The organism is Desulfatitalea tepidiphila, from assembly GCF_001293685.1.
Lineage (GTDB): Bacteria > Desulfobacterota > Desulfobacteria > Desulfobacterales > Desulfosarcinaceae > Desulfatitalea > Desulfatitalea tepidiphila.
The window spans coordinates 130,652-152,025 of record NZ_BCAG01000004.1 but is presented as its reverse complement, the minus strand read 5'-3'; the positions used below and the strand labels follow the sequence as shown (position 1 = coordinate 152,025).

The 21,374-nt window shown below is 61.7% G+C and carries 12 protein-coding genes; 6 read left to right on the top strand and 6 right to left on the bottom strand.

Going from position 1 to position 21,374, the window contains the following annotated elements; genetic code table 11:
• Positions 1 to 76: 76 nt before the first annotated feature.
• Positions 77 to 4,273 (top strand): translocation/assembly module TamB domain-containing protein, encoded by a 4,197-nt coding sequence (locus DFT_RS17765; protein ID WP_054032610.1) that lies wholly within the window; start codon positions 77 to 79, stop codon positions 4,271 to 4,273.
• A 39-nt stretch (positions 4,274 to 4,312) separates the two neighbouring features.
• On the top strand, positions 4,313 to 7,177 hold the full coding sequence (bamA, locus tag DFT_RS17760) for an outer membrane protein assembly factor BamA (RefSeq protein ID WP_054032609.1): 2,865 nt from the start codon (positions 4,313 to 4,315) through the stop codon (positions 7,175 to 7,177).
• 3 nt (positions 7,178 to 7,180) lie between these two features.
• Here the strand turns inward: bamA and DFT_RS17755 are convergent, their stop codons facing one another.
• Both DFT_RS17755 and DFT_RS17750 read right to left on the bottom strand, forming a co-directional pair.
• Positions 7,181 to 8,257, bottom strand: coding sequence for a trypsin-like peptidase domain-containing protein (locus tag DFT_RS17755; RefSeq protein ID WP_054032608.1), 1,077 nt, complete (start codon positions 8,255 to 8,257; stop codon positions 7,181 to 7,183).
• A gap of 135 nt (positions 8,258 to 8,392) precedes the next feature.
• Positions 8,393 to 8,914 carry a rubrerythrin family protein gene (locus DFT_RS17750; RefSeq protein WP_200907088.1) on the bottom strand — a complete coding sequence of 174 codons (522 nt, stop codon included), beginning with the start codon at positions 8,912 to 8,914 and terminating at the stop codon, positions 8,393 to 8,395.
• 417 nt (positions 8,915 to 9,331) lie between these two features.
• On the opposite strand from DFT_RS17750, the gene DFT_RS26315 reads away from it, so the two are divergent.
• A complete protein-coding gene (locus DFT_RS26315) occupies positions 9,332 to 9,478 on the top strand; it encodes a hypothetical protein (protein ID WP_161807198.1) in 147 nt (48 codons plus the stop codon).
• 126 nt (positions 9,479 to 9,604) lie between these two features.
• Here DFT_RS26315 and DFT_RS17745 read toward each other — a convergent pair whose 3' ends face one another.
• The 4 genes from DFT_RS17745 to DFT_RS17730 all read right to left on the bottom strand — a co-directional run bounded on the left by DFT_RS17745 (position 9,605) and on the right by DFT_RS17730 (position 14,845).
• Positions 9,605 to 11,074, bottom strand: a complete 1,470-nt coding sequence (locus DFT_RS17745) for a leucyl aminopeptidase (protein WP_054032607.1) — start codon at positions 11,072 to 11,074, stop codon at positions 9,605 to 9,607.
• A 221-nt stretch (positions 11,075 to 11,295) separates the two neighbouring features.
• The gene (locus DFT_RS17740; RefSeq protein WP_054032606.1) at positions 11,296 to 11,673 is read right to left on the bottom strand and encodes a diacylglycerol kinase; all 378 of its coding nucleotides are present in this window, start codon (positions 11,671 to 11,673) and stop codon (positions 11,296 to 11,298) included.
• Positions 11,674 to 11,704: 31 nt separating this feature from the next.
• The gene (locus DFT_RS17735; RefSeq protein ID WP_054032605.1) at positions 11,705 to 13,864 is read right to left on the bottom strand and encodes a DEAD/DEAH box helicase; all 2,160 of its coding nucleotides are present in this window, start codon (positions 13,862 to 13,864) and stop codon (positions 11,705 to 11,707) included.
• Between the two features lie 141 nt (positions 13,865 to 14,005).
• Positions 14,006 to 14,845, bottom strand: a complete 840-nt coding sequence (locus DFT_RS17730) for an ATP-binding protein (protein WP_076750769.1) — start codon at positions 14,843 to 14,845, stop codon at positions 14,006 to 14,008.
• A gap of 176 nt (positions 14,846 to 15,021) precedes the next feature.
• Here DFT_RS17730 and DFT_RS17725 point away from each other — a divergent pair, with 176 nt between their 5' ends.
• The 3 genes from DFT_RS17725 (at position 15,022) to parC (ending at position 21,367) form a co-directional block, all read left to right on the top strand.
• Positions 15,022 to 17,022: a peptidase U32 family protein gene (locus tag DFT_RS17725; RefSeq protein WP_054032603.1), complete on the top strand. Its 2,001-nt coding sequence runs from the start codon at positions 15,022 to 15,024 to the stop codon at positions 17,020 to 17,022.
• 114 nt (positions 17,023 to 17,136) lie between these two features.
• Positions 17,137 to 19,062 (top strand): DNA topoisomerase IV subunit B, encoded by a 1,926-nt coding sequence (gene parE / locus DFT_RS17720; RefSeq protein WP_054032602.1) that lies wholly within the window; start codon positions 17,137 to 17,139, stop codon positions 19,060 to 19,062.
• 40 nt (positions 19,063 to 19,102) lie between these two features.
• Positions 19,103 to 21,367, top strand: a complete 2,265-nt coding sequence (gene parC / locus DFT_RS17715) for a DNA topoisomerase IV subunit A (protein ID WP_054032601.1) — start codon at positions 19,103 to 19,105, stop codon at positions 21,365 to 21,367.
• Positions 21,368 to 21,374 lie beyond the last annotated feature (7 nt).

Sequence of the window (21,374 nt, the reverse complement as noted above, 5' to 3'; positions counted from 1 at the left end):
CGGTTTTTTTGTCCGGCCGATCCGCTCGCAATGAGGACTTGCAGCCAACGCCCGCCTTGCCATAAGATCATTGCCGATGCGACCGAAACTCCACAAAATTGCCCTCGTTGCCGGTGCCGTGTGCTGTCTCGTCCTGATCACGGCCCTGGCGGCGATCTCCATTTTTCTCAACAGTGACAGAAGCCGGGACCTGGCGTTGGACCACCTCCATTCGGTCATCCAGGGCCGGCTGAGGATCGGCGACCATCGGGTGGATCTCATCGCCGGCCGCCTCGTTTTGTCCGATGTCCGTCTGGACGACCGCCGGGGCGAGCCTGTTGCCGAGGCGAGGCGGTTGCAGGCTCAAATCCGCTGGCTCCCCCTGCTCGTCCGGGCCATTCATATCTCCCGCGTGACCATAGAGGATCCCCTCCTATCCCTGGCCTGGGATGCCCGGGATCGACTCGAGCTGCTCGACATCGTGCCCGGTTCGAATGCGCCATCCGGCGATGCGTCCGATGGTGCATCGGACTGGCAGGTTCGTCTGGATGACCTGCGGGTGAAGAACGGGCAGGTCATTTTCGACCGTCCGGCCACGAAATGGAGCGGCAACGCCCATGACATCCACGTATCGGCCGGAGGCGACCTGAAGCGGCGTACCGCCCAACTTCGGGTTTCCGTCGGCCGGGCGGAGGGGCGATTCGAAGAGACCCAGGGATCGGTGAGCGATATCGTGGTGTCGGCCCGGTATGCGCCGGACCGAGGCCGTCCCATCCGGCTGACGCTCGAGACCGCACGATCGAATGCAAGTGCCGAGGGCCGCCTGAACCTGGACGCGGACCGACCCGAGGCCACAGCGGTGGTCGAGATCGATCTGGACCTGGCGGAAATTCAACCGTGGCTGCCTGCCGACGGCGTCTCGCAGGGCCGGGCCAAAGCCAGAATGACCCTCGACGGCCCGCTGGATGACTTTGGTGCGGCCCTGACCCTGACCCTCTCCGACGCCATGGCATGGGAAACCCCGGTGCGCGCCCTGAAGCTCGACGCGCTTTTGGAAAACCGGGTGGTGGAAATCGAGGGTTTGACCGCAGAGGACGAATGGGGGCGAATCGGACTCGCCGGTCGTGTGGACCTGCGCCCTGTTTTCCCCAGCTCCTTCGGCCAGGCTGCTGCCGGATGGTCGGCCGCGCTCTTACAGATCGACCTGAAGGGACAAGACATCCGACCCGAACGCATCACCGCACTGGAAATCCCGTGGGACGGGGTGTGGCAAGCCCAATTGCGGATGCAAGGTGATGTCGGGGACGCATGGCGCGGCAAGGGTCAAGCCGAAATCGACCTGAGCGCGGCCGATCTGAAAGGGCCGGGCATGCTCCAGTCCGGCGACGGCAGGCTGGTCGCCTACCTGCGCTGGGCCGGCGGCCGGCTCAATCTGGATTCATGCCAGGCGAACCTGGATGACACGACCCTGGAGGCCGGCGGCACCCTGGATTGGGAACAACACCGCATCGACGCGCGGGCCACCTTGCGTTCGGATCGCATCGCATCGTTGGGTGCACTGTTGGACATGCCCCTGCCGGACGGCGGCGCGCTGTTGAGGCTGGAAGTCGAGGGCACCTGGGATCGGCCGCTGGCCCGCGGCGCGCTCCTGGCCGAGAATCTGGCTCTGGACAGCCGGCACTTGGGCCGGTTGCTGGCCGAAGGGGCGTTGAACCCCGAGGGCGTGCTCCACATCCACCGTCTGGCACTGGAAAACCGGGGCAGCCATGTAGAAGGCAAGGGTCGCTTGACCCTGAAGGATGGTGACGGCCGTTGGTCGTCCGACCCGGGGATCGAGGGCGATCTGGACTTGGCCAACGTGCAGCTCTCCGACTTTTTCGGGCCGGTGGCTGTCGATGCATCGCTCAATGGCCGCCTTCGGATTCAGGGCAGTGCAACGCATCCCCGGGCTGATCTCACCCTGGAAAGCAGTCCGGTCGCATGGCAGGATATCAAGGGCGTTATCGACGGCCGCCTCCTTTATGACGATGGCGACCTGACGGTCTCTGCGCTCCGGCTCGCCAGCGGCCGCTCCGATATCCGCCTGCAAGGCAACTTGGCGTTTCGCAACGGGCGTGGCGGCCCCTGGCGTGCCGATCCCATCGTGCAAGCCGAGGTCAACAGCACTGCCCTGCACCTGGCCGATTTCGGCCGAGGGCTGGAGGGTACGGCCACGTTGGACGCCGAGGTGGCCGGCACCCTATCCCGGTTGCGCGGCGCCTACCGCCTGACCGGCCGCGATCTCGACCTGCGCGACCAGAAGCTCGCCGCTGTAGACCTCGAAGGCCGCCTGGCCGAAGATACCGTGATCGTGGATCGCATGACCGTCAGCCCGGTGGCAGGCGAGGAGATCATCGGCAAGGGCTGGTATGCCTTTGACCGGCGGTTCGCGGCAGAGGCGGCCACAGAAGGTTTCGATGTGCGCAACATCCACCGACTGCAGACCGGTGGTCCGGTGCACGGCCGGTTGGTAGGCATGCTCAGTGCCGACGGCACCCTGGATCAGCCGCAGATGTCCGGCCGTCTCTGGCTTCGACAGCCCCGGATTCACGGCCAGGCCTGGGACGATTTTCGTTTCGATCTGGACCTGCGGGAAGAACGCCTGGCCATCGATGCGGATCTCACCTTCGCGCTCAAGGCCGATTATCATCTGCAAAGCGGCGATTTCGGCCTGACCGCCGTGCTGGATCGCACCGACCTGGCGCCCTACCTGGCGCTGTTGGCCGACAATCGGTGGCAGGGACGCCTCTCGGGCCGGCTGCATGCCAACGGCAACGTCAATCGACTGGAAACGGCGGACGCTGTGGTAGAACTTTCGGACGGCGAATTGCGTTTCAGGAAAGCGCGCTTGATCAGCTTCGCGACCCTGGCCGCTGATCTGCACGACGGGGTCGTGGCCGTGCCCGAAGCCCGGGTGCGCCTGATGCAGGACGGTGACCTGAAGGTCAGTGCCGTCGGCCCTGTGGATCGCGATCTGGCGGTACGAATCGACGGGGTGCTTCCCCTGGCCGCCGTTGCCCCTTTCAGCGATGCCGTTGCCGATGCATCGGGAAACGCGCGATTTCAAATTCAGGGTCGAGGCGCCCTGACCCGGATGACGTGGCAGGGCGAGGTGGCGCTCGAAGAGGTGGGCTGCCGGCTGGTCGAGCTGGGCCAGACCCTGCATGGCCTGAGCGGCCGGTTGCGCGTGTCGCCCGGTCAGGTGTCCATCGAAACGGTTTCCGGCCGGATCGGTGAGGGGGACTTTTCGATGGACGGCACCGTTCCAATCGCCGGCATGCAGCCGGCCGGGGCCGACCTGCGCATAGCGGCCCATGCCCTGCCGCTGGTTTGGCCCGATACCATGGAGGCGAAGATCGGCGCCGATCTGACCCTCAAGGGCGATGCCCGGCAGCTTGTGCTGCAAGGTCAAGTGGTGCTGCTGGAAGGGATCTACTATAAAGATTTCAAGCTGAACCTGCTCTCCGCGCTCACCGAAACCCAGCGCCCGGAGCCGTTGCCGGCGCAATGGCAGGCGCCCGAATGGATGGAGAAGATCCGGCTCGATGTCATCATCACCCATCGCTATCCCTTGCTCGTGGACAATAACGTGGCCCGGCTCGAGATCGTACCGGATTTGAAATTGACCGGCAGCGTCGCCCGGCCCCTGCTCGACGGCCGCGCCCAGGTCGCCGAAGGCGAGATCATTTTCCGGAAGAAATCCTTCACGGTCAAACGCGGTGTCGTCGATTTCGTCAATCCCTACCGCATCGAGCCGATCCTGGACATACAGGCCGAAGCCCGGATCCGAGAGTGGCTGATCGGCTTGTCGGCCCAGGGAACGCCGCAGCAATTGAAGGTCCGATTGAGTTCCGATCCGCCCGAATCGGATGCCAATATCCTTTCGCTGATCGTGTTCGGTCAGACGAGCAGTGAATTTTCCAGCAACGGTGGCGGCGGAACCACCACCGGTCAGATGCTGGCCGCCCTGGTGGCATCGACCTGGGGGGAAGATATCCAGAAGGAGACCGGCCTCGATATCCTCGAGGTGGAGACCGGCGGTGATACCCAGGGCGAAGATCGCATCGAGCTGACCGTCGGAAAGAAATTGACGTCGCGCCTGACCCTGAAGTATGCCTTGGAGTCCAAGAACAACCAGCTGGTTCAGCGGGCCATCTCCGAATATCGTCTCCTGGAGCACATGTCGGCCAGCGGCTTTCAGGACACCGCCGGAAACTACGGCGGCGAACTCCTATTCCGGATCGAATTCAGATGATGGGACATACGCTCATCGAACATGCCGCGGTCAACATCCATGCGTGATCGCCGCCGACGCAGAAGCCGCCGTCTTTCCCTGGTGGGGGCCGCCATTTTCATCCTATCATGGAGCCTGCTGGCCGTCGGGACCCAGGCGGACGGTGCAGCCGTCGCGGAGTGGGGCGGTCCGCCGGTGACCATCGCCGATGTCCTGATCCGGGTGGATGCGCCTCTGTCCGACGACTTCGATTGGCGCGGATGGGCCATTGCCCTGATGCGCTTGACGCCCGGGGATCTTCTCACGCCGGAGCAGTTGCAGCAGTCCTGCGAGGCCCTGGCCCCCCTCGCACGGGTCTCGGCCCATGTCGATCCAGGACCGGGCGGGGCGGTTGTCACGGTCACGCTTCAACCCTATCCGCGGATCGAATCCATTTCCATTAGCGGTGCCTATCCCCTGTTCGAAAAAGACGTGCGCACGGCCATGACCTTGGCGTCCGGAGATGTTTTCCAACCGGAAGAGATGCCGTCCCAGGAGGCATTGGTGGTCCAGCGTTACACCAACGAAGGCTATATCGACCCGCGGGTGTGCATCCGGTGGGAACAGGCCGGGGATGAAGGCCACTATCGTCTTGACGTGGCCATCGAAAAGGGCCCGCACTACGTGCTCGGCGATGTCCGGCCCCACGGCAATCGGGTGTTCGAGGACACCGACATCATCAGCCGTCTGAAAACCTGGCGCATCGGCACATTCGGGCTGGGCTTCGGCCGTTTCGTGGCACGTGATCTCGAAGCGGACATCGACAGCCTCATCGCCTTCTACCGGAGGCAGGGATATGCCGACGCGGCCATCTCACCCAAACTGACTTACAAGCCCCGGGATCAACGGGTGGATTGCGACCTGACCATCGTCGAAGGACCCCGGTACCGGGTCCGTTTCGAAGGAAATCGCTTCTACAGCGATTTCAGGCTGCGCCGCGACCTGGTGTTGACCGAAAAGGGCAACCTGGGGAACATGGGCATCCGGCGCAGTATCCAGAACATCCGCAGGCGCTATCTGGCGGCCGGATTCGCGGATGCCCGGTTGAGCTGGGAGACGGATGATCGGTCGGAGGCGGGCCTCGCGGTGCGCGAGGTGGTGATCCAGGTCGACGAGGGCCGCCGTCACATCGTCGACCAGGTGATCCTCCGGGGGAATCGTCGCTTGAGCAGCGATCTTCTCTACGAGCACATCTTGACCCGTCCGCCGGGGACATTGAGCGCAGGCCCCTATATCGCCCAGGTCCTCAGCGAGGACCTCGTGGCCATCCGGGCGCTTTACCGGAACAGGGGGTTTCTTGAAGCGCAGGTCACCGAGGAGGTGCAGATCGATAAAACGAGGGTTGGGGAAACGACGGGCAAGGAAACAACGGGTGAGGAGACGACGGCTGCGGTGCGGGTGATCGTCCATATCGACGAAGGCCCCCAAACGCGGGTGGCCAATGTGTCCATCGACGGTGATGCCCCGCTCTCCAGTGAAACGCTTCGAGGGGCCGCCGGTTTGAAGAGCGGCGATGTGTATGTGCCCGAGCAGGTCAACAACGATGAAAACGAACTGGCGGCCCGGATATCCGAGGCCGGCTATCCCCACGTGAAGGTCACGGGCATCCCGCGCCTGTCCGAGGATCGCACCCGCGTGGACATTCGTTACAGGGTCGAAGCAGGGCCGTTCGTGCGTTTGGGACGCCTTTTCTTCTTCGGCAACTTCCGCACCCGGGTCGCCTTCCTCGCCCGGGAATCGGGCCTTGCGACGGGAAACCCGTTCGATCTTCGGCAGGTCCTGGAAGCCCAGCGCCGCCTGCGCGACTTGAACATCTTCGATTCGGTCCAGGTGCAGCCCGTGGGGCTCAAAGAGAAGGACGAGACCGTCCATCTGCTGGTCACCACTTCCGAGCGAAGGCCCTACTACTTTGAAATGGGCGGCGGTTTTCAAACCGACAAGGGGATTTTCGGGCGTGCCAAGGTGGGGGATCACAACTTTCTGGGGAGCGGCAAGGACCTGGCACTGAGCGCCGAGGCCAGCGAGGTGGGCAGCCGCTACGAGGCGAGTCTCACCGAGCCCCGCCTCTTGGGTACCCGGATCAGCGCCGGGGCAGGGGTCTATGTCGAGCGCAGCGAACCGTTCAACCAATCTTTCGGGGTCGATACCACCGGCGCCACTTTGAACCTGTCCCGGGACTGGGGTCCCCATCTAAAAACCGTGTTGGCCAATCAGTTCGAGCGGCGGGAGCAGTACCGCCGCGATGATGTGGCGCCGGACGAAACCGAGGATCCGCGAGACTATGATCCGCGGCGGATCTTCGTCACCACACCCACGGTGCAGTGGGACAGCCGGGACTCGTTCATCCGTCCCCGGCATGGCCTGCTGGCCAGCCTGGCCGTGGATTTTTCGGTGGGCATCGACGATTCCCTCGACGATTTCGTCAAGTATCGCCTGGATGCCCGCGGCTTTTACCCCTTGCTTGCCAGGGTGACCCTGGCCGGCCGGGTCTATGCCGGCTATCTGGAACCTTATGGCGGCGACCAGCCCCCGGAAGACCAGCTCTTCTTTTTGGGCGGCGCCGCCACGGTACGGGGCTACAAGGAGAACATGCTGCGTTACGATGCGGACGGCAATCCGGTGGGCGGACAACTGGCCCTGACCGCCGGTCTGGAAGCGCGCATCGATATCGGCCGCAATTTCGAATTGATCCCCTTCCTGGACACGGGCAGCATCCAGCAGACGCTGGTGTCGGCGGGCAGCGACCAGTTCCGATGGTCCTACGGCCTGGGCTTGCAGTACATCACCCCCATCGGCCCGGTGGGGATTTTCTACGGCCGGAAAATCGACGCCCGCCCCGGCGAAAGCAGCGGCCGGTTCCATCTCTCCATCGGATACACCTTCTGACGGTCAGCGCAGGAAACGGCCGAACTCGTTGATGGCCTGGTCGATGGGAATGGCAAACCCCAGGCCTTCGAATTTGCGTGTCAACAGCTTGAAGGTGTTGATGCCCGCCACCCGGCCCTCCTCGGTGATCAGGGGGCCGCCGCTGTTGCCCGGATAGATCTGGGCATTGGTCTTGAGAAAGCCGTTTTCAAATCCGGAGAACACGCCCGAAGTGACCGAATTTTTCAGCTTGGCCGGATTGCCGACCGCATACAGCGGCCGTCCCGGGGTGAGCCGGCCGGTGGCCGCCACCGCCAGAGCCGGCGTCCTGTACCCGTCGAGCTTCAACAGGGCCAGGTCATGATCGGTGCTGGTGGCCACCAGGCGCACATTGAGGGGGGTGTTGTCGGCCAGGATGATTTCGAAACTCTGGGAGAGATTGCCCACCGCCCGGCCGTAGGCATGGGCCGTGCGCTGGGATTCGTAGGCTTTCTTTTGCCCCTCGTACCGGCGGCGGCGCGTTTCGTAATCGTCCCTGGCCGCCTGGTATTCCCGCTGGCGGTGGCGGTATTCGTTTTCAAAGGAGCGCTTGCGCGCGGGGTCCGCTTCATCGCCGGCCAGGCGTTTCAGGTTCTCCAGACGGCCGGCGTAATTGTCCAGGCGCCTCTTTTGTTCGGCGAACCTTCGCTCGATCTCTTCGATATTGCCGTCCACCTCGCCGAAAAAGGCCTTTTCCTTTTCCGCCTGGGACTCGGTCGTTCGAATGACATGCTTGTTGGTGAGGATATAGCCGTCGTTGGAAATAAAAAAACCGCTCCCATAGCCGAGGCTGCCCCGCACCGCCACCGTAGCGGCCACCGCCCTTTCGATCTCGTTGCGGGCCGGATATTCGGTGAGCAGGGGGGTGCCCTCGGGCGACGGCGGCGGCGCATCGGGCGCGGTGCCGGCTATCTTTTCACTCTGGTCGACCATTTCCCTGGGAGGCGCGTCGGTAAAATACCAGACCCCGTCCTTCTGGTATTTGTACAGCTCGGCATGACCAGGGGGCACGATCCATATCAGTAAGGCCAGGGTCAGAAGAATAGATTGGGAAAATTTCATAACCATCGCCTGTGTTCATAATGTTGACGCATCGTCCGGACAACCTGATGCCCTGTTGCGCCGGATTGATCCGAACGCCTATTTTTATATTATTGGCGGCAACGCTTGAACCTTGACTTCGAAGGGACCCTCTTTCTAAAAATCCATATTGGCCGGCTCGTAGAATTTTTGCGGATGTTCACACGATGGGCACTTGCGCGGGGGTTCCTTGCCTTCGACGATATACCCGCACATCGTGCATTTCCATTTGATAGGCGTTTCGCGCTTGTATACAGTGCCCGCTTCGACCATGGCCAGCAGCTTCTTGTAACGCTCCCGGTGGTGGGCTTCGATCTTGGCAACCTGACGGAAGGCATTGGCGGCCTTGGTTTCACCCTCCGCCTCGGCCTCCTGGGCAAAGCGCGGATACATGCTGTGGACCTCGTAATCTTCGCCGCCGATGGCCGATTTGAGATTGGCGGCCGTATCGCCCAGGCCGTCGAGCAGCAGCAGATGATCCTTGGCATGCTGGCGCTCATTTTCGGCAGTCTCTTCGAAAATTCTGGCAATGTACAGAAAACCCTCCTTGCGTGCCACCTCTGCAAAAAAGGCATACTTGCTGCGGGCTTCGCATTCACCGAGGAATGCGGCTTTCAGGTTGTCCTTGGTTTTGCTCATGTTGTCCCTCATTTTTTTAAAAAAATTGGCTGTATATGATTGTGTCCAACCCATCTGGCTCTTTATACCGTGGGCGCCTCCTCAAGGCAATCGGGGAAACGAACGGCTGGAAAACACCAGGCGCCTGAGAGATTCGTTAGTGCCCATCCACAAATGACCAATTGTCCCGATATCGGCGTTGCGCGAAAAATTTAAAACTCGGAATATCGACCATATGCCTGCGGTTAAATTTTTCGCGCGCCTTGATCTCGACCCAATTTGCCTATTTGTGGACTGACACTAGTTATGGACGAAACCCCGGGGGGTGCGCCACATGGGAACCGCTCCTCTTGTGACCGGTCGATCCGTGATTACAGTATATTTCAACAACGCCATGACACATTGATGGTTTTGATATATCAACGCAAGGAGGACGCCATGTCTCAACAACCCATATCCAGCCGTGACCAACGCTGTATCAGCGAATGTATTTTCAAGCATTGGAGTGAAAACAGCCAGACCCCGCCGGAGCGCCGGGCCGATGCCTACGAGCAGTGCCTGTCGAGCTGCCGGATATGTTCTTAGTCCGGCTACGCCGGACGTTTAAAGTGGAAAGTTTTAAGTTTAAAGTAAAGGAATGGGGTCGATTTGAAAGACAGACACCCCGGTCGGTTGACCGGGGTGTTTGTTTTTAGGGGGCATGGGCATCGGCTACAGGTGGTCGATGAGATCGCAGAGCAGGCGCACGCCGAATCCCGTGGCGCCGGGCGCACCGTAATCCGGTCCTTTTTTCAGGAACGCCGGGCCGGCGATGTCGATGTGGGCCCAGCGCTGGTCGCCGATGAATTCGGAGAGGAAGATGGCGGCCGCGATGGCGCCGCCGTAGCGGGAGCTGGCGTTGTTGTTGATGTCGGCCAACTCGCTCTTGAGCAGTTCGCGGTAATCTTCCGGCATGGGCATGCGCCAGCAGCGTTCGGCGGTGCGCTCGCCGGCGGCCACGATGGCATGGGCCAGGGCGTCGTCCCGGGAAAAGACCCCGGCGATCTTGTCACCCAAGGCCACCACGCAGGCGCCGGTGAGGGTGGCCAGGTCGATGAGCACGTCGGGCTTGTATTTCTTGACGGCATAGGCCATGGCGTCGATGAGGATCAGGCGGCCTTCGGCGTCGGTGTTGCCGATTTCGACGGTCTTGCCGGCGTAGCTGGTGACGATGTCGCCTGGCCGGGTGGCGCTGCCCGAGGGCATGTTCTCCACAATGGGGGTGATGCCGATGATGCGCAGATCGGGTTTGAGTCGGGCCACGGCGGCCATGGCACCGGCCACGGCAGCCGAGCCGGCCATGTCGGCCTTCATGGTGTCCAGCCCGGTGGAGGGCTTGAGGTTGAGGCCGCCGGTATCGAAAGTGACCCCCTTGCCCACCAGGACGATGCTCTTTTTGGGTTTGGCGGGCGCATGGATCATCTCCACCAGGCAGGGCGGATGGCTGCTGCCGGCCCCAACGGCCAGCAGAGCGTTGAATTTCTGGCGTTTGAGCTGGGGTTCGTGCAGCAGGTTGACCTTCAGGCCGGCCGCCGCGGCCATTTGGGCATAGGCCTGGGCCAGCTGTTCGGGAACCTTTTCGTTGGGCGGGGTGTTGACCCATTCGCGGGCCTGGCGCACCCCATCGCAGATGGCTTCGGTGCGGGCGATCAGGGGGCGGCAGCGTTTGGCGGTCCCGGCCGGAAGACACAGGCCGACCTGCTTGAGCAGGTTGTTCTTGGGTTTTTCCTTATACCGCGTGTCTTTGTGGTTGGCCAGCAAGGCCCCTTCCATCAATGCGGAGACCACCGCGGCCGTTTCCAGGCCCAGCGACGGGTCCAGGGGAACGACCAGGTCGATGCCGTTCTGCCTGGCGGAAATGGCCTCTTTGACGGCCCGGCCGGCAAAGTTGCGAAACGTCTCGACCGTCAGCTTGGCCTTGGGCCCCAGGCCGATCAAAAGGCAACGGGCCACCCGGCCTTGCATCGCGTTGTGCAATACGACCTGGCGGTCCCGTTCCGGAGTGAACTCCTGCAGGGCAGTGGCATTGGCGATCAGCTCACGGACCGCCGGCTCGGCGTGAATCTCACCGTCTTCGCAGACCGCAATGGCCATGTTGTCGCTTTTGAATCGATCCAGGGCAGTGGTTTTGAATTTGAGCATGGGACACTCCTTACGCTTCAATGGGTCATGTTGGAATTGGGTCCATCATTTTTCTGGAGAGGCGCTAAAATTGATAGTTATGTAAAAAGTCGCTGTCGGACGGCGCCGTAAAAAGCTCAAGATCAAGGCGTACGAAATTCCGTGTCCTGAGGCGTACTTGTCGTACGCCGCAAGGACGACGGGATGAGCACAACGCAGATATTGGGCTTTTTACGGTGGCGTCAAAACTGGGTCCATCTCTCCCAGGCCGCCAGCCCCCAGACGGCCACCGCCGCAATCAACGCAATCAGCACCGACGCGGAGCCCATATTCTTCGCCTGGCCGGAAAGCGGGTGGCGTTCGGCACCGATGCGATCCACCGTGGCTTCGACGGCCGAGTTGAGCAGCTCCACGATCAGGATCAGCAGGGCCGAAAAGATCAGCAGGGCTCGCTGGCTGGCCGTATGGCCCAGCCAGAAGGCCGCTGGAATGGACAGGGCGACCACGATCGCTTCTTGTCGGAAGGCTGTTTCACTGCGCCATGCCTGAGCCAACCCCTGCAAAGAATAGCGGGTGGCATGGATCAGGCGGGTCATTCCGGTTGCGCTGCGTTTTTCCATGATTTCCTCGTGGGCCTCGTGAGATGCATCGTCATGCGCCGGTCGATTCGATTTCGGGAACCGGCACAGGCGGTTCTGTGGTGTATTCGGGCATCACCGGATCTCGCAAGATGCGTTCGATGGCGTCCTGGGCGGTTTCGGCCATCTGGGGAAAGACATGGCGCAGGCCCACGATATGGCGCAGGTTGTCGGCGGTGCGCAGGGCCAGCATGGCCAGGTCGCCTTCGGCCATCTGGGCGGCCTGCACGGTCTGCTCCCACGGCAGGCCCGAGGCCCAGCGCCAGATGGCGGCGGTCGGACGATAAAAAATGGGACGGACATCGAAATCGTTGGCCAGCATGTGTTTGGCAAAACCCTGCAGCCCGCGCACCACCCGCTTGACGGTCTTGATCAGCGGGTTGGGGACGCTCTTGCGATCGAGATGTTCGTCGGTCTCCTTGTCGTTGACCATACCGGCCATGATGGCGGCCAGCATGGCCGGGTCCTCCCGGGGAAACAGGTCCTGCCGCAACCCTTCGGCCACGAGCAGCGGCTGGTCGATGCGCAGCTGGGCGGCCCACAGTCCGTCCTCGGTCAGACGGTCCTGATCGTCGACGAATCCAGTGACCTGTAAAAAGCGCAAGTGGCGCTGAAAATCGTTCCACAAATGGGTATGCGCCGCCTGTTCGCCGCCCATGGCCGCGCCATGGTGTTGAAAGGCGGCCAGGGAGTGGTGGAGCAGGGCCTCGACCTCTTCAGGTGTGTGGGAGAGGAGCAGATTGAGGGCCATGGAGAAATTGATGCGGATCTGGCTGTGCACGTCCGCCGCCGGTGCCCGGAGCAGCCGGGCCACCTGTCGGATGTCCATGAACTTGCCGGGCACCACCATGACGAAGCCGATGTGATCCTTGCCACGGCGACCGGCACGGCCGGTCATCTGTTGCAGTTCGGTGGCATCCAGGGGTACGAATTCTCGGCCGTTGAAGCGGTCGGAGTTTAAAAACGCCACGGTGCGGGCCGGGAAATCCACACCGGCGGCCACGGTGGAGGTGGCGAAGATGGCATCGAGCAGCCCTTCGCTCATTAACATTTCCAGCGTTTGCTTCCAGGCCGGCAACTGGCCGCTGTGGTGGGAGCCCACGGCGAGGTGTTCGACCATCCAGCGCTGGCGATGCTCGCGAATGTGCGGGAACCTTTCGCTCAGTTGGGTCAGGCGCTCGCTGAGCAGCGCGGCCTGCTCCGGGTTTCGGACCCGGTTCTCCAGGCAGAGCTGCAGGGCGCGGTCGCAATCGGCGCGCGATTTGAGAAAAAAGATCGCCGGCAGCAGGTGATACTTGCGCAGGATGGCCAGCATGGCGCCGAAGGGCGGCAGTTGACCGGGAGGCGCCAGGGAGGGGGCTCGGCGGTCGTTGAGCAGGTCGACCACTTTTTTATAAAGGTGGGGCTTTTTACTGGTTCCGCTGGAGACGAAAAGGGGCATCAGCATGCCGCTGGGGTGCTGCATGATGGGGTAGAGAGGCACGGGCCGATGGGTCTCCTCCACCACCCGGCAAGGGCGCCGGCGGATGGCCGTCATCCACCGGGCGATCTGGTCGGCATTGCCAACCGTTGCCGAGAGCAGCAACAGCGGGATGCGCTGAGGCAGATAGATGATGGTCTCTTCCCAGACCACGCCCCGATCCTCGTCGCCAAGATAGTGGGCTTCGTCCAGCACCACGAAATCGGTGTCCAGCGTCTGGCCGCGGTGCATGGCATCGTAGAGTTGATTACGCAGAATTTCGGTTGTGCCCACGATGATCGGTGCATCCGGATTTTCCTTGCGGTCGCCGGTGAGGATACCAACGTTGGTCACCCCGAAACGGGCGCCAAACTCGATCATCTTGGAGTTGGTCAACGCCTTGAGAGGCGATGCGTACCAGGCACGACCGCTCTTCTTGAAGATTCGTTCGATGGCTTGCTCGGCAATCCAGGTCTTGCCGGCGCCGGTGGGGGCGGTCACCAGGCAGTCGGCCTCTCGGACGGCGTCCAGCGACTCGAGCTGAAACGGGTCGGGGACAAAGGGTGTGGGCTCGGGAATGCCGATACGTCCGAAGATTTTTTTCAGCCGGGGGTCGATCCCCGGACGCAGGGGCACCGCCTCCTTTCTATGGCGTGGGGTTCGGTGGGGATGTCTTTGCGCATGGGCCGGGATCCGGCGATGGCTGCTGCCCATCAATGGCTCCTCAAGAAGCGACGCACCGGAAGGGATGTCCTGCATGTCGGCCGGAGCGCTCGACGCTATAGCATTCCGGCGGTGATAATCGACGAAGCCTTCGATTCCGGTGCAGCAGAGGGTTGTGCGGCGATTTTTGGTCTATAATTTTTCCACCATCTCCTGGATACGCCGTTTGGCCTCTGAGGCCACGTCATAGGGGGATTGGCCTTTCAGGTCGGCTTCGATCAATTCGTTGCCGTAGGGCAGGAATCCCAGGATGTCGAAATCGGCCAGGTGTTCGCGGATAAAGGCCTCGTCCTGGGGAGAACGGATTTTGTTGCCCACCACGGCGATGCGGGTCAGATGAATCTCCTCGGCCAGGCGCCTGATGTGGGCGGCCGTGTCGATGCTGCGGCGGCCCGGCTCGACCACCACGATCAGTTTGTCCACTGCACTGGCCGTGGCCCGGCCCAGATGTTCGATGCCCGCTTCCATATCCATGACCACCACCTCGTCCCGAAGCAGCACGATATGCATGACCAGGCTTTTGAGCAGGGTGCTTTCCGGGCAGAGGCAGCCACCGCCGCCCTTTTTGACGCTGCCCAGGCGCATCAGTTTGATATTGTCTTTTTTCACCGAGAGGGTGTCGGGCAGGTCGTCCACCTTGGGATTCAGCTTGAAAAAACCGCCGATGGTGCCTGCCTTGGCGCCCGTGCGTTCGAAAATCATATCTTTCATTTCCGCGATGGGCGTGATGCGATCGGAATTTTCGATGCCGATGGCGGCCGCCAGATTGGCATCCGGGTCGGCATCGATGGCCAGAACTTTTTTACCCGCGTCGCTGAGCATCCGGATCAACAAGGCTGAGAACGTGGTTTTGCCCACGCCGCCTTTTCCACTGACTGCAATCTTCATTCTCGTTCCTTTCGTCTCCCGTATATTGAAAACCTTCAGAAGGCTGATGTCTTTTTTATGCGCAATCACCAATATAACAAACATTGAGCGATCAGCAAGGGCGCAAACCGCGCAAATCGGTTCGGGGCGAGCAAACGCATCGAGCGCCAATGTTGTGAATGGATTTTTTATGGGCTACTATATCTGGTGTTCCAGGCGCTTTCCTGATATGAGCCAAGCCGACTATCGGCGCCGGGACCTCCATGGCGCGAAAGGATGACATGAATCAGATCGTAAGACGCAAACCCGGCAGTTTTAAAGGCCCAAAGCCCGAGATATTGGCGCCGGCCGGCAACCGGGACAGTTTTCTGGCCGCCCTGGCAGCCGGGGCCGACGCGGTTTATTGCGGCCTTAAATCGTTTTCCGCCCGCATGGCGGCGAAAAACTTCCAACCGGCCGAATTTGCAGGACTGGTGGATCTGGCCCACCGGCAAAGTGTAAAGGTCTATCTGACCGTCAACACCTTGATCAAGCCAGACGAATTGCTGCCCCTGGGGCGGCAGCTCGATTGGGTCAACCGGTATGCCCGGCCCGATGCCTTGATCGTCCAGGACCTGGCGCTGCCCGCCCTGGCTCGCCACGTGGGCTACGATGGCGAGATCCATCTTTCCACCCTGGCCAATGTGACGATGCCGGCAATGCTGGCGCGCATGGCCAAGACCATGGGGATTCAGCGGGTCGTGTTGCCCCGGGAGCTCAATATCGAGGAGGTCAAGCAGATGGCTGCCGCTTGCCCGCCGGATTTGGGCCTGGAGATCTTCGTGCACGGCGCCTTGTGTTACGGGGTCTCCGGCCGATGTTACTGGAGCAGTTTTTTGGGTGGCAAGAGCGGCCTGCGGGGCCGCTGCGTGCAGCCCTGCCGGCGCATCTACACCCAGAACCGTTCCAGCCAGCGGTTTTTCGCATGCCAGGATTTCAGCCTCGACGTACTGGTGAAGGTGCTGGCCGAGATCCCCCAGCTGCGCGCCTGGAAGATCGAGGGGCGCAAAAAGGGGCCCCATTACGTCTATTATACAGTGACGGCCTACAAGATGTTGCGCGACGAAGGCCATGATGCCCAGGCTAAAAAGACGGCCTTGGAACTGCTCGAACAGGCCCTGGGTCGCCGCGGCACGCATTACAACTTTTTGCCCCAGCGGCCTCAGAACCCCATCGACATCCGAACCGACTCAGGCTCCGGGATGCTGGTCGGTACGGTGCACGGCGGACAGGACAAGCCCTACATCTCGCCGCGCATCGATCTGCTCGAAGGGGACAAGCTGCGCGTGGGATACGAGGACGATCCGGGTCACCAGACCTTCGATCTGTCCAGGAGCGTACCCAAGGGAGGCAAATTTTATTTGAAGGCTGCGCGAGGTAGGGCGCCTTCCAAGGCAGCCTCCGTTTTTTTAATCGACCGCCGGGAGTCTTTTCTGGCCGAAGCGATCAAGAAGATGGAAAAGTTGATCGATCCGGTGCGGGTGCCCTCCGAAGAGCGGGAAACCTTCCATCTGCGCTTGCCGCCGGCCAGCCCCCGGCAACCCCACACCCGCCTGATGCATGTATTGCGCTATCCGGGACAGCGCATCCGCCAGACCAGCCTGGCATTGTGGATGTCGGACCAAACCCTGGATCGGGTCCCGGCCACCCAGGCGGCCCATGCCTGGTGGTGGTTGCCTCCGGTCATCTGGCCCGAGGAAGAGACCCAATGGCAGCAACGGCTGGCCCAGTTGCTGGGCAAGGGTGCCCGCCGATTCGTGCTCAATGCACCCTGGCAGATATCGCTTTTCAGCCGGCCCGAACGGCTCAGCCTCTGGGCCGGGCCCTTTTGCAACATCGCCAACCCGGTGGCCGTGCGTGCTTTCAAGCTGCTGGGCGGCCAGGGCGTGATCGTCAGTCCGGAACTGGGCCGGGATGACATGTTGCAGCTGGCCGAGAAGAGCGTCCTGCCCCTGGGGGTGGTCGTCTCCGGTCAATGGCCGTTTTGCGTTTCCCGGGTGCTGGCCGGCGAACTCAAACTCGGTCAGCCTTTCGTCAGCCCCCACGGCGAGCAGGGTTGGGCCGAACGTCATGGCAGTCTCTACTGGATCTATCCCAATTGGCCGCTCAACCTCAGGGCCGAGCAGAACACGCTGACCAAGGCGGGCTATCGACTCTTCGTGCATCTGGAAGAACCGGTGCCCAAGGGGGTTACCATTAAAAAGCGGCCGGGAAACTGGAATTGGGAGATCGGGTTGAAGTAGAAAGAAGTTTAAAGTGAAAAGTGTAAAGTTTAAAGTGAAGGATCAGGACAATCGTGCCCGCCTCAGAAGTTTTGAAGTGAAGATCTAAGGAATTGAACGGTAGAAAACAAAGCAATGAAGAACGGTAGTATATTCAACGGCAGGAACAAGAGCGACGGCAGCTACACGGCGGCGTCGGTGGAAGTGTTGGAAGGCCTGGACCCGGTAAGACGACGGCCGGGTATGTACACCGACACCCAGCGACCCAACCATCTGGCCCAGGAGGTGGTCGACAATGCCTCCGACGAGGCCATCGCCGGTTTTGCCGACCGCATCGAGGTCGTGCTGCACGAAGATGGTTCCCTGCAGGTGGGCGACAACGGCCGCGGCATGCCCGTGGACACCCATCCCACCGAAGGAGTGTCGGGCGTCGAGGTGATCATGACCCGGCTGCATGCCGGCGCCAAATTCACCAGCAAGGATTACCGCTTCTCGGGTGGCTTGCACGGTGTGGGGGTGTCGGTGGTCAATGCGCTCTCCAGGCGCCTGGAGGTCGAGGTGATGCGCGACGGCCAGCAGCATGCCATGGCGTTCGAAGGCGGCGAGGTGGTCGAGCGTCTGACCGTGGTGGGCAAGACGGCGCGGAGCCGTACGGGTACCACGGTGCGCTTCTGGCCCGATCCAAAATACTTCGATAACGATCGCTTTTCGGTTTCCCGTTTGAAGCACATGCTCAGGGCCAAGGCCGTGCTTTGTCCCGGGCTTTTCGTGAGCTTCGAGGATCGCAAGACGGGCGAACTGGAGACCTGGCACTACGAGACCGGCCTGGAAGAGTATTTGCGTCAGTGCCTCGAGGGGCAGACGACCATACCGGACCCGCCGTTCACCGGCACGTTCGAAGGCCGTGAGGAGCAGTTGGCCTGGGCCGTGGCCTGGCTCGAAGCGCCGGGGCAGGTCGTGGCCGAAAGCTACTGCAATTTGATTCCCACCGTGCAAGGCGGCACCCACGTCAACGGCTTCAGAGCCGGGCTGCTGGCGGCCTTGAGGGAGTTTTGCGACATCCACAAACTGCTGCCCCGTGGGGTGAAGCTGGGTCCGGAAGACATCTGGGACAACTGCGCCTATGTGCTGTCTTTGAAGATGTCCGATCCGCTATTTTCGGGCCAAACCAAGGAGCGGCTCGGTTCGCGGCAGTGCACCACCTTTGTTTCCGGGGTGGTCAAAGACGCCTTCAGCATTTATCTCAACCAGCACGTGGAGATCGGCGAACAGCTGTCGGAGCTGGCCATCGAAAGCGCGCGTAAACGGCTCAAGGCGAGCAAGGCCGTGGCGCGCAAGAAGGTCGGCGCCGGTCCGACCTTGCCCGGCAAGCTGACCGACTGCGTGAGCGAAGACCCGACCGAAGGCGAGCTCTTTCTTGTCGAGGGCGATTCGGCCGGCGGATCGGCCAAACAGGCGCGCGATCGGCAATTCCAGGCCGTGATGCCGTTGCGTGGTAAAATCAAAAACACCTGGGAAGACAGCTCGGATTCGGTGCTTTCTTCGGCCGAGATCCACGACATCGCCGTGGCGGTGGGCGTGGACCCGGGCAACAGCGACCTCAGCGGCCTGCGTTATCACAAGATCTGCATCCTGGCCGATGCCGACTCGGACGGCTTGCACATCGCCACCTTGTTGTGCGCGCTGTTCCTCAAGCATTTCCGGGCCCTGGTGGACCACGGCCATATCTACGTGGCCCTGCCGCCGCTCTACCGCATCGATATCGGCAAAGAGGTGTTCTACGCCCTGGACGATCAGGAGAAAGAGGACATTCTCAAGCACGCCCCTAAACTCAATGCCAAGGCCAACATCCAGCGTTTCAAGGGCCTCGGCGAGATGAATCCGGTGCAGCTCAAGGAGACCACCATGGCACCGGATACCCGCCGCCTGATGCGTCTGGAATTTCGGGAAGACGACCCCGGGCAGATCGATTCGTTGATGGACATGCTGCTGACCAAGAAGGCGGCCGACCAGCGCAAGGCGTGGCTGGAACGCAGGGGGAGCAGCGCGGAGACGTTTTAGGGACGCTGTCCGGAAGTAAAAGATAGGGGAGATTGCCTGTATGGGAACGCCGGCGAAAGAGGCACATGTCGAATCCACGCCGATTCACCTGTTTGCCGAAAATGCTTACCTGAACTATGCCATGTACGTGATCATGGACCGCGCCCTGCCGTTCATCGGCGACGGACTCAAGCCGGTCCACAGGCGCATTCTTTACGCCATGTCCGAACTGGGCCTCAAGGCGAGCGCTAAATTCAAGAAGTCGGCGCGCACGGTGGGCGACGTGCTGGGCAAGTTCCATCCCCACGGGGACACGGCCTGTTACGAAGCCATGGTGCTCATGGCCCAGCCATTCTCCTATCGCTATCCCCTGGTCGAAGGGCAGGGGAACTGGGGCTCGGTCGACGATCCCAAATCTTTTGCTGCCATGCGCTACACCGAGGCGCGGCTGTCGGGCTACGCCGACACCCTGCTCTCCGAGGTCGAGATGGGCACGGTGCAATGGGGGCCCAATTTCGACGGCACGCTCAGCGAACCGATGACCCTGCCCGCCCGGCTGCCCAATGTGCTTCTCAACGGATCCAGCGGCATCGCCGTGGGCATGGCCACCGACATCCCGTGCCACAATCTGAACGAGGTGGTTCGGGCCTGCGTGACCCTGCTCGACCGGCCGAATGCTTCTCTGGAAGATATTTGCGAACATATTCAAGGGCCCGACTATCCCACCGGCGCGGAGATCATCAGCCCGCGGTCCGACATCCTCAACGCCTACCGCACCGGCCGGGGATCCATGCGCATGCGCGCCACCTGGCAGAGCGAAAACGGCGACATCGTCGTCAACGCATTGCCCTACCAGGCTTCGCCCACCAAAATCATCGAGCAGATCGCGGGCTTGATGAACGCCAAGAAGCTCCCCCTGGTGGCGGATATTCGTGACGAATCGGACGGCGACGATCCGGTTCGCCTGGTGATCACGCCGCGCTCCAACCGGGTGGACCAGGACGAATTGATGCTCCACCTGTTTGCCGTGACCGACCTGGAACGCACTTACAAGGTGAACCTGAACCTCATCGGATTGGACCGGCGGCCCGCGGTCAAAGGGTTGCTGGAGATCCTCACCGAATGGATTGCCTACCGCCAGGAGACGGTTCGCCGGAGACTCGCCCACCGCCTCGAACGGGTCCAGGACCGGTTGCATGTGCTCGCCGGCTTGCTCATCGCCTATTTGAATCTCGACGAAGTGATCCGCATCATCCGGACCAGTGACGAACCCAAGCCGGCCCTGATCGCACGGTTCAACCTCAGCGAGCGTCAGGCCGAAGCCATCCTGCAATTGAGATTGAGGCAACTGGCCAAGCTGGAAGAACAGAAGATCAAGGCCGAGCAGGCCGAACTGCTGGCCGAAGAGAAGCAGATCCAGGGGCTTTTGAGTTCCAACACCCGTCTGAAGAACTTGATCAAAAAGGAGTTGCTGGCCGATGCCCGGCAATATGGCGATCCGCGCCGCACCGCCATCACCCAGCGCCGGGAGGCCAGGGCGATTTCCCAGGTGCAGCTGGCGCCGGTGGAGCCGGTGACGGTGATCTTGTCGCGGCAGGGCTGGGTGCGCATGGCCAAGGCGCATGACGTGGCCGCCGAGGAGTTGATCTACAAGGCCGGAGACGATTTCCTGGCCGCAGCCCAGGGCCGCAGCAATCAACAGGCGGTCTTTCTCGACTCCACCGGCCGAAGCTACGCCAGTGAAGTTTCTGGTTTTCCATCGGCGCGGAGTTACGGCATTCCATTGACCGGGCTTTTCAAGAACCCGCCCAACTCGCACTTCATGGCCGTGCTCATGGGAGAACCCGAACAGCGAATCCTGGCGTTCAGCGACGCCGGGTACGGCTTCGTCACAGTTCTGGAAAACATGTACACGCGCAATCTCAAGGGCAAGGCCTTTCTCAGTCTGCCGGCCGGCGCGTTTCCCCTGCCGCCCCTGATCATCCGAGACGATGGGGCTGAGCCGGACGACGGGGCCGAGCGCTTCATCGCGGCGGTCACCCTGCAGGGGCGCCTGCTGATTTTCCCCATGAGCGAACTGCCCGAGCTGCCCCGGGGGAAGGGCAACAAGATGATCCACATCGCGCCCAAGGAGATCAAGGAAGGGACCGACCGGCTGCTATGCTGCACGCTTCTGGGCAGCGAGAACAAACTGGTCATCCATGCCGGCAAGCGCTTCTTCGCTTTGAGCGGCGGCAATCTTCAGGACTTTATCGGTGCCCGCGGCAAACGCGGAAAGAGACTGCCGCGCGGTTTTCGCAACGTGACCACTGTCGCGGTGGAGTAGGGAGGGC

Bases quoted from the DNA above. Each gene is read 5' to 3' on its own strand.
- DFT_RS17765 (WP_054032610.1), top strand. From the start codon at position 77: ATGCGACCGAAACTCCACAAAATTGCCCTCGTTGCCGGTGCCGTGTGC.
- DFT_RS26315 (WP_161807198.1), top strand. From the start codon at position 9,332: ATGTCTCAACAACCCATATCCAGCCGTGACCAACGCTGTATCAGCGAA.
- DFT_RS17735 (WP_054032605.1), bottom strand. From the start codon at position 13,864: ATGGGCAGCAGCCATCGCCGGATCCCGGCCCATGCGCAAAGACATCCC.
- DFT_RS17740 (WP_054032606.1), bottom strand. From the start codon at position 11,673: ATGGAAAAACGCAGCGCAACCGGAATGACCCGCCTGATCCATGCCACC.
- parC (WP_054032601.1), top strand. From the start codon at position 19,103: ATGGGAACGCCGGCGAAAGAGGCACATGTCGAATCCACGCCGATTCAC.
- DFT_RS17725 (WP_054032603.1), top strand. From the start codon at position 15,022: ATGAATCAGATCGTAAGACGCAAACCCGGCAGTTTTAAAGGCCCAAAG.
- DFT_RS17750 (WP_200907088.1), bottom strand. From the start codon at position 8,914: ATGAGCAAAACCAAGGACAACCTGAAAGCCGCATTCCTCGGTGAATGC.
- bamA (WP_054032609.1), top strand. From the start codon at position 4,313: ATGCGTGATCGCCGCCGACGCAGAAGCCGCCGTCTTTCCCTGGTGGGG.
- DFT_RS17755 (WP_054032608.1), bottom strand. From the start codon at position 8,257: ATGAAATTTTCCCAATCTATTCTTCTGACCCTGGCCTTACTGATATGG.
- DFT_RS17730 (WP_076750769.1), bottom strand. From the start codon at position 14,845: ATGTTTGTTATATTGGTGATTGCGCATAAAAAAGACATCAGCCTTCTG.
- DFT_RS17745 (WP_054032607.1), bottom strand. From the start codon at position 11,074: ATGCTCAAATTCAAAACCACTGCCCTGGATCGATTCAAAAGCGACAAC.
- parE (WP_054032602.1), top strand. From the start codon at position 17,137: ATGAAGAACGGTAGTATATTCAACGGCAGGAACAAGAGCGACGGCAGC.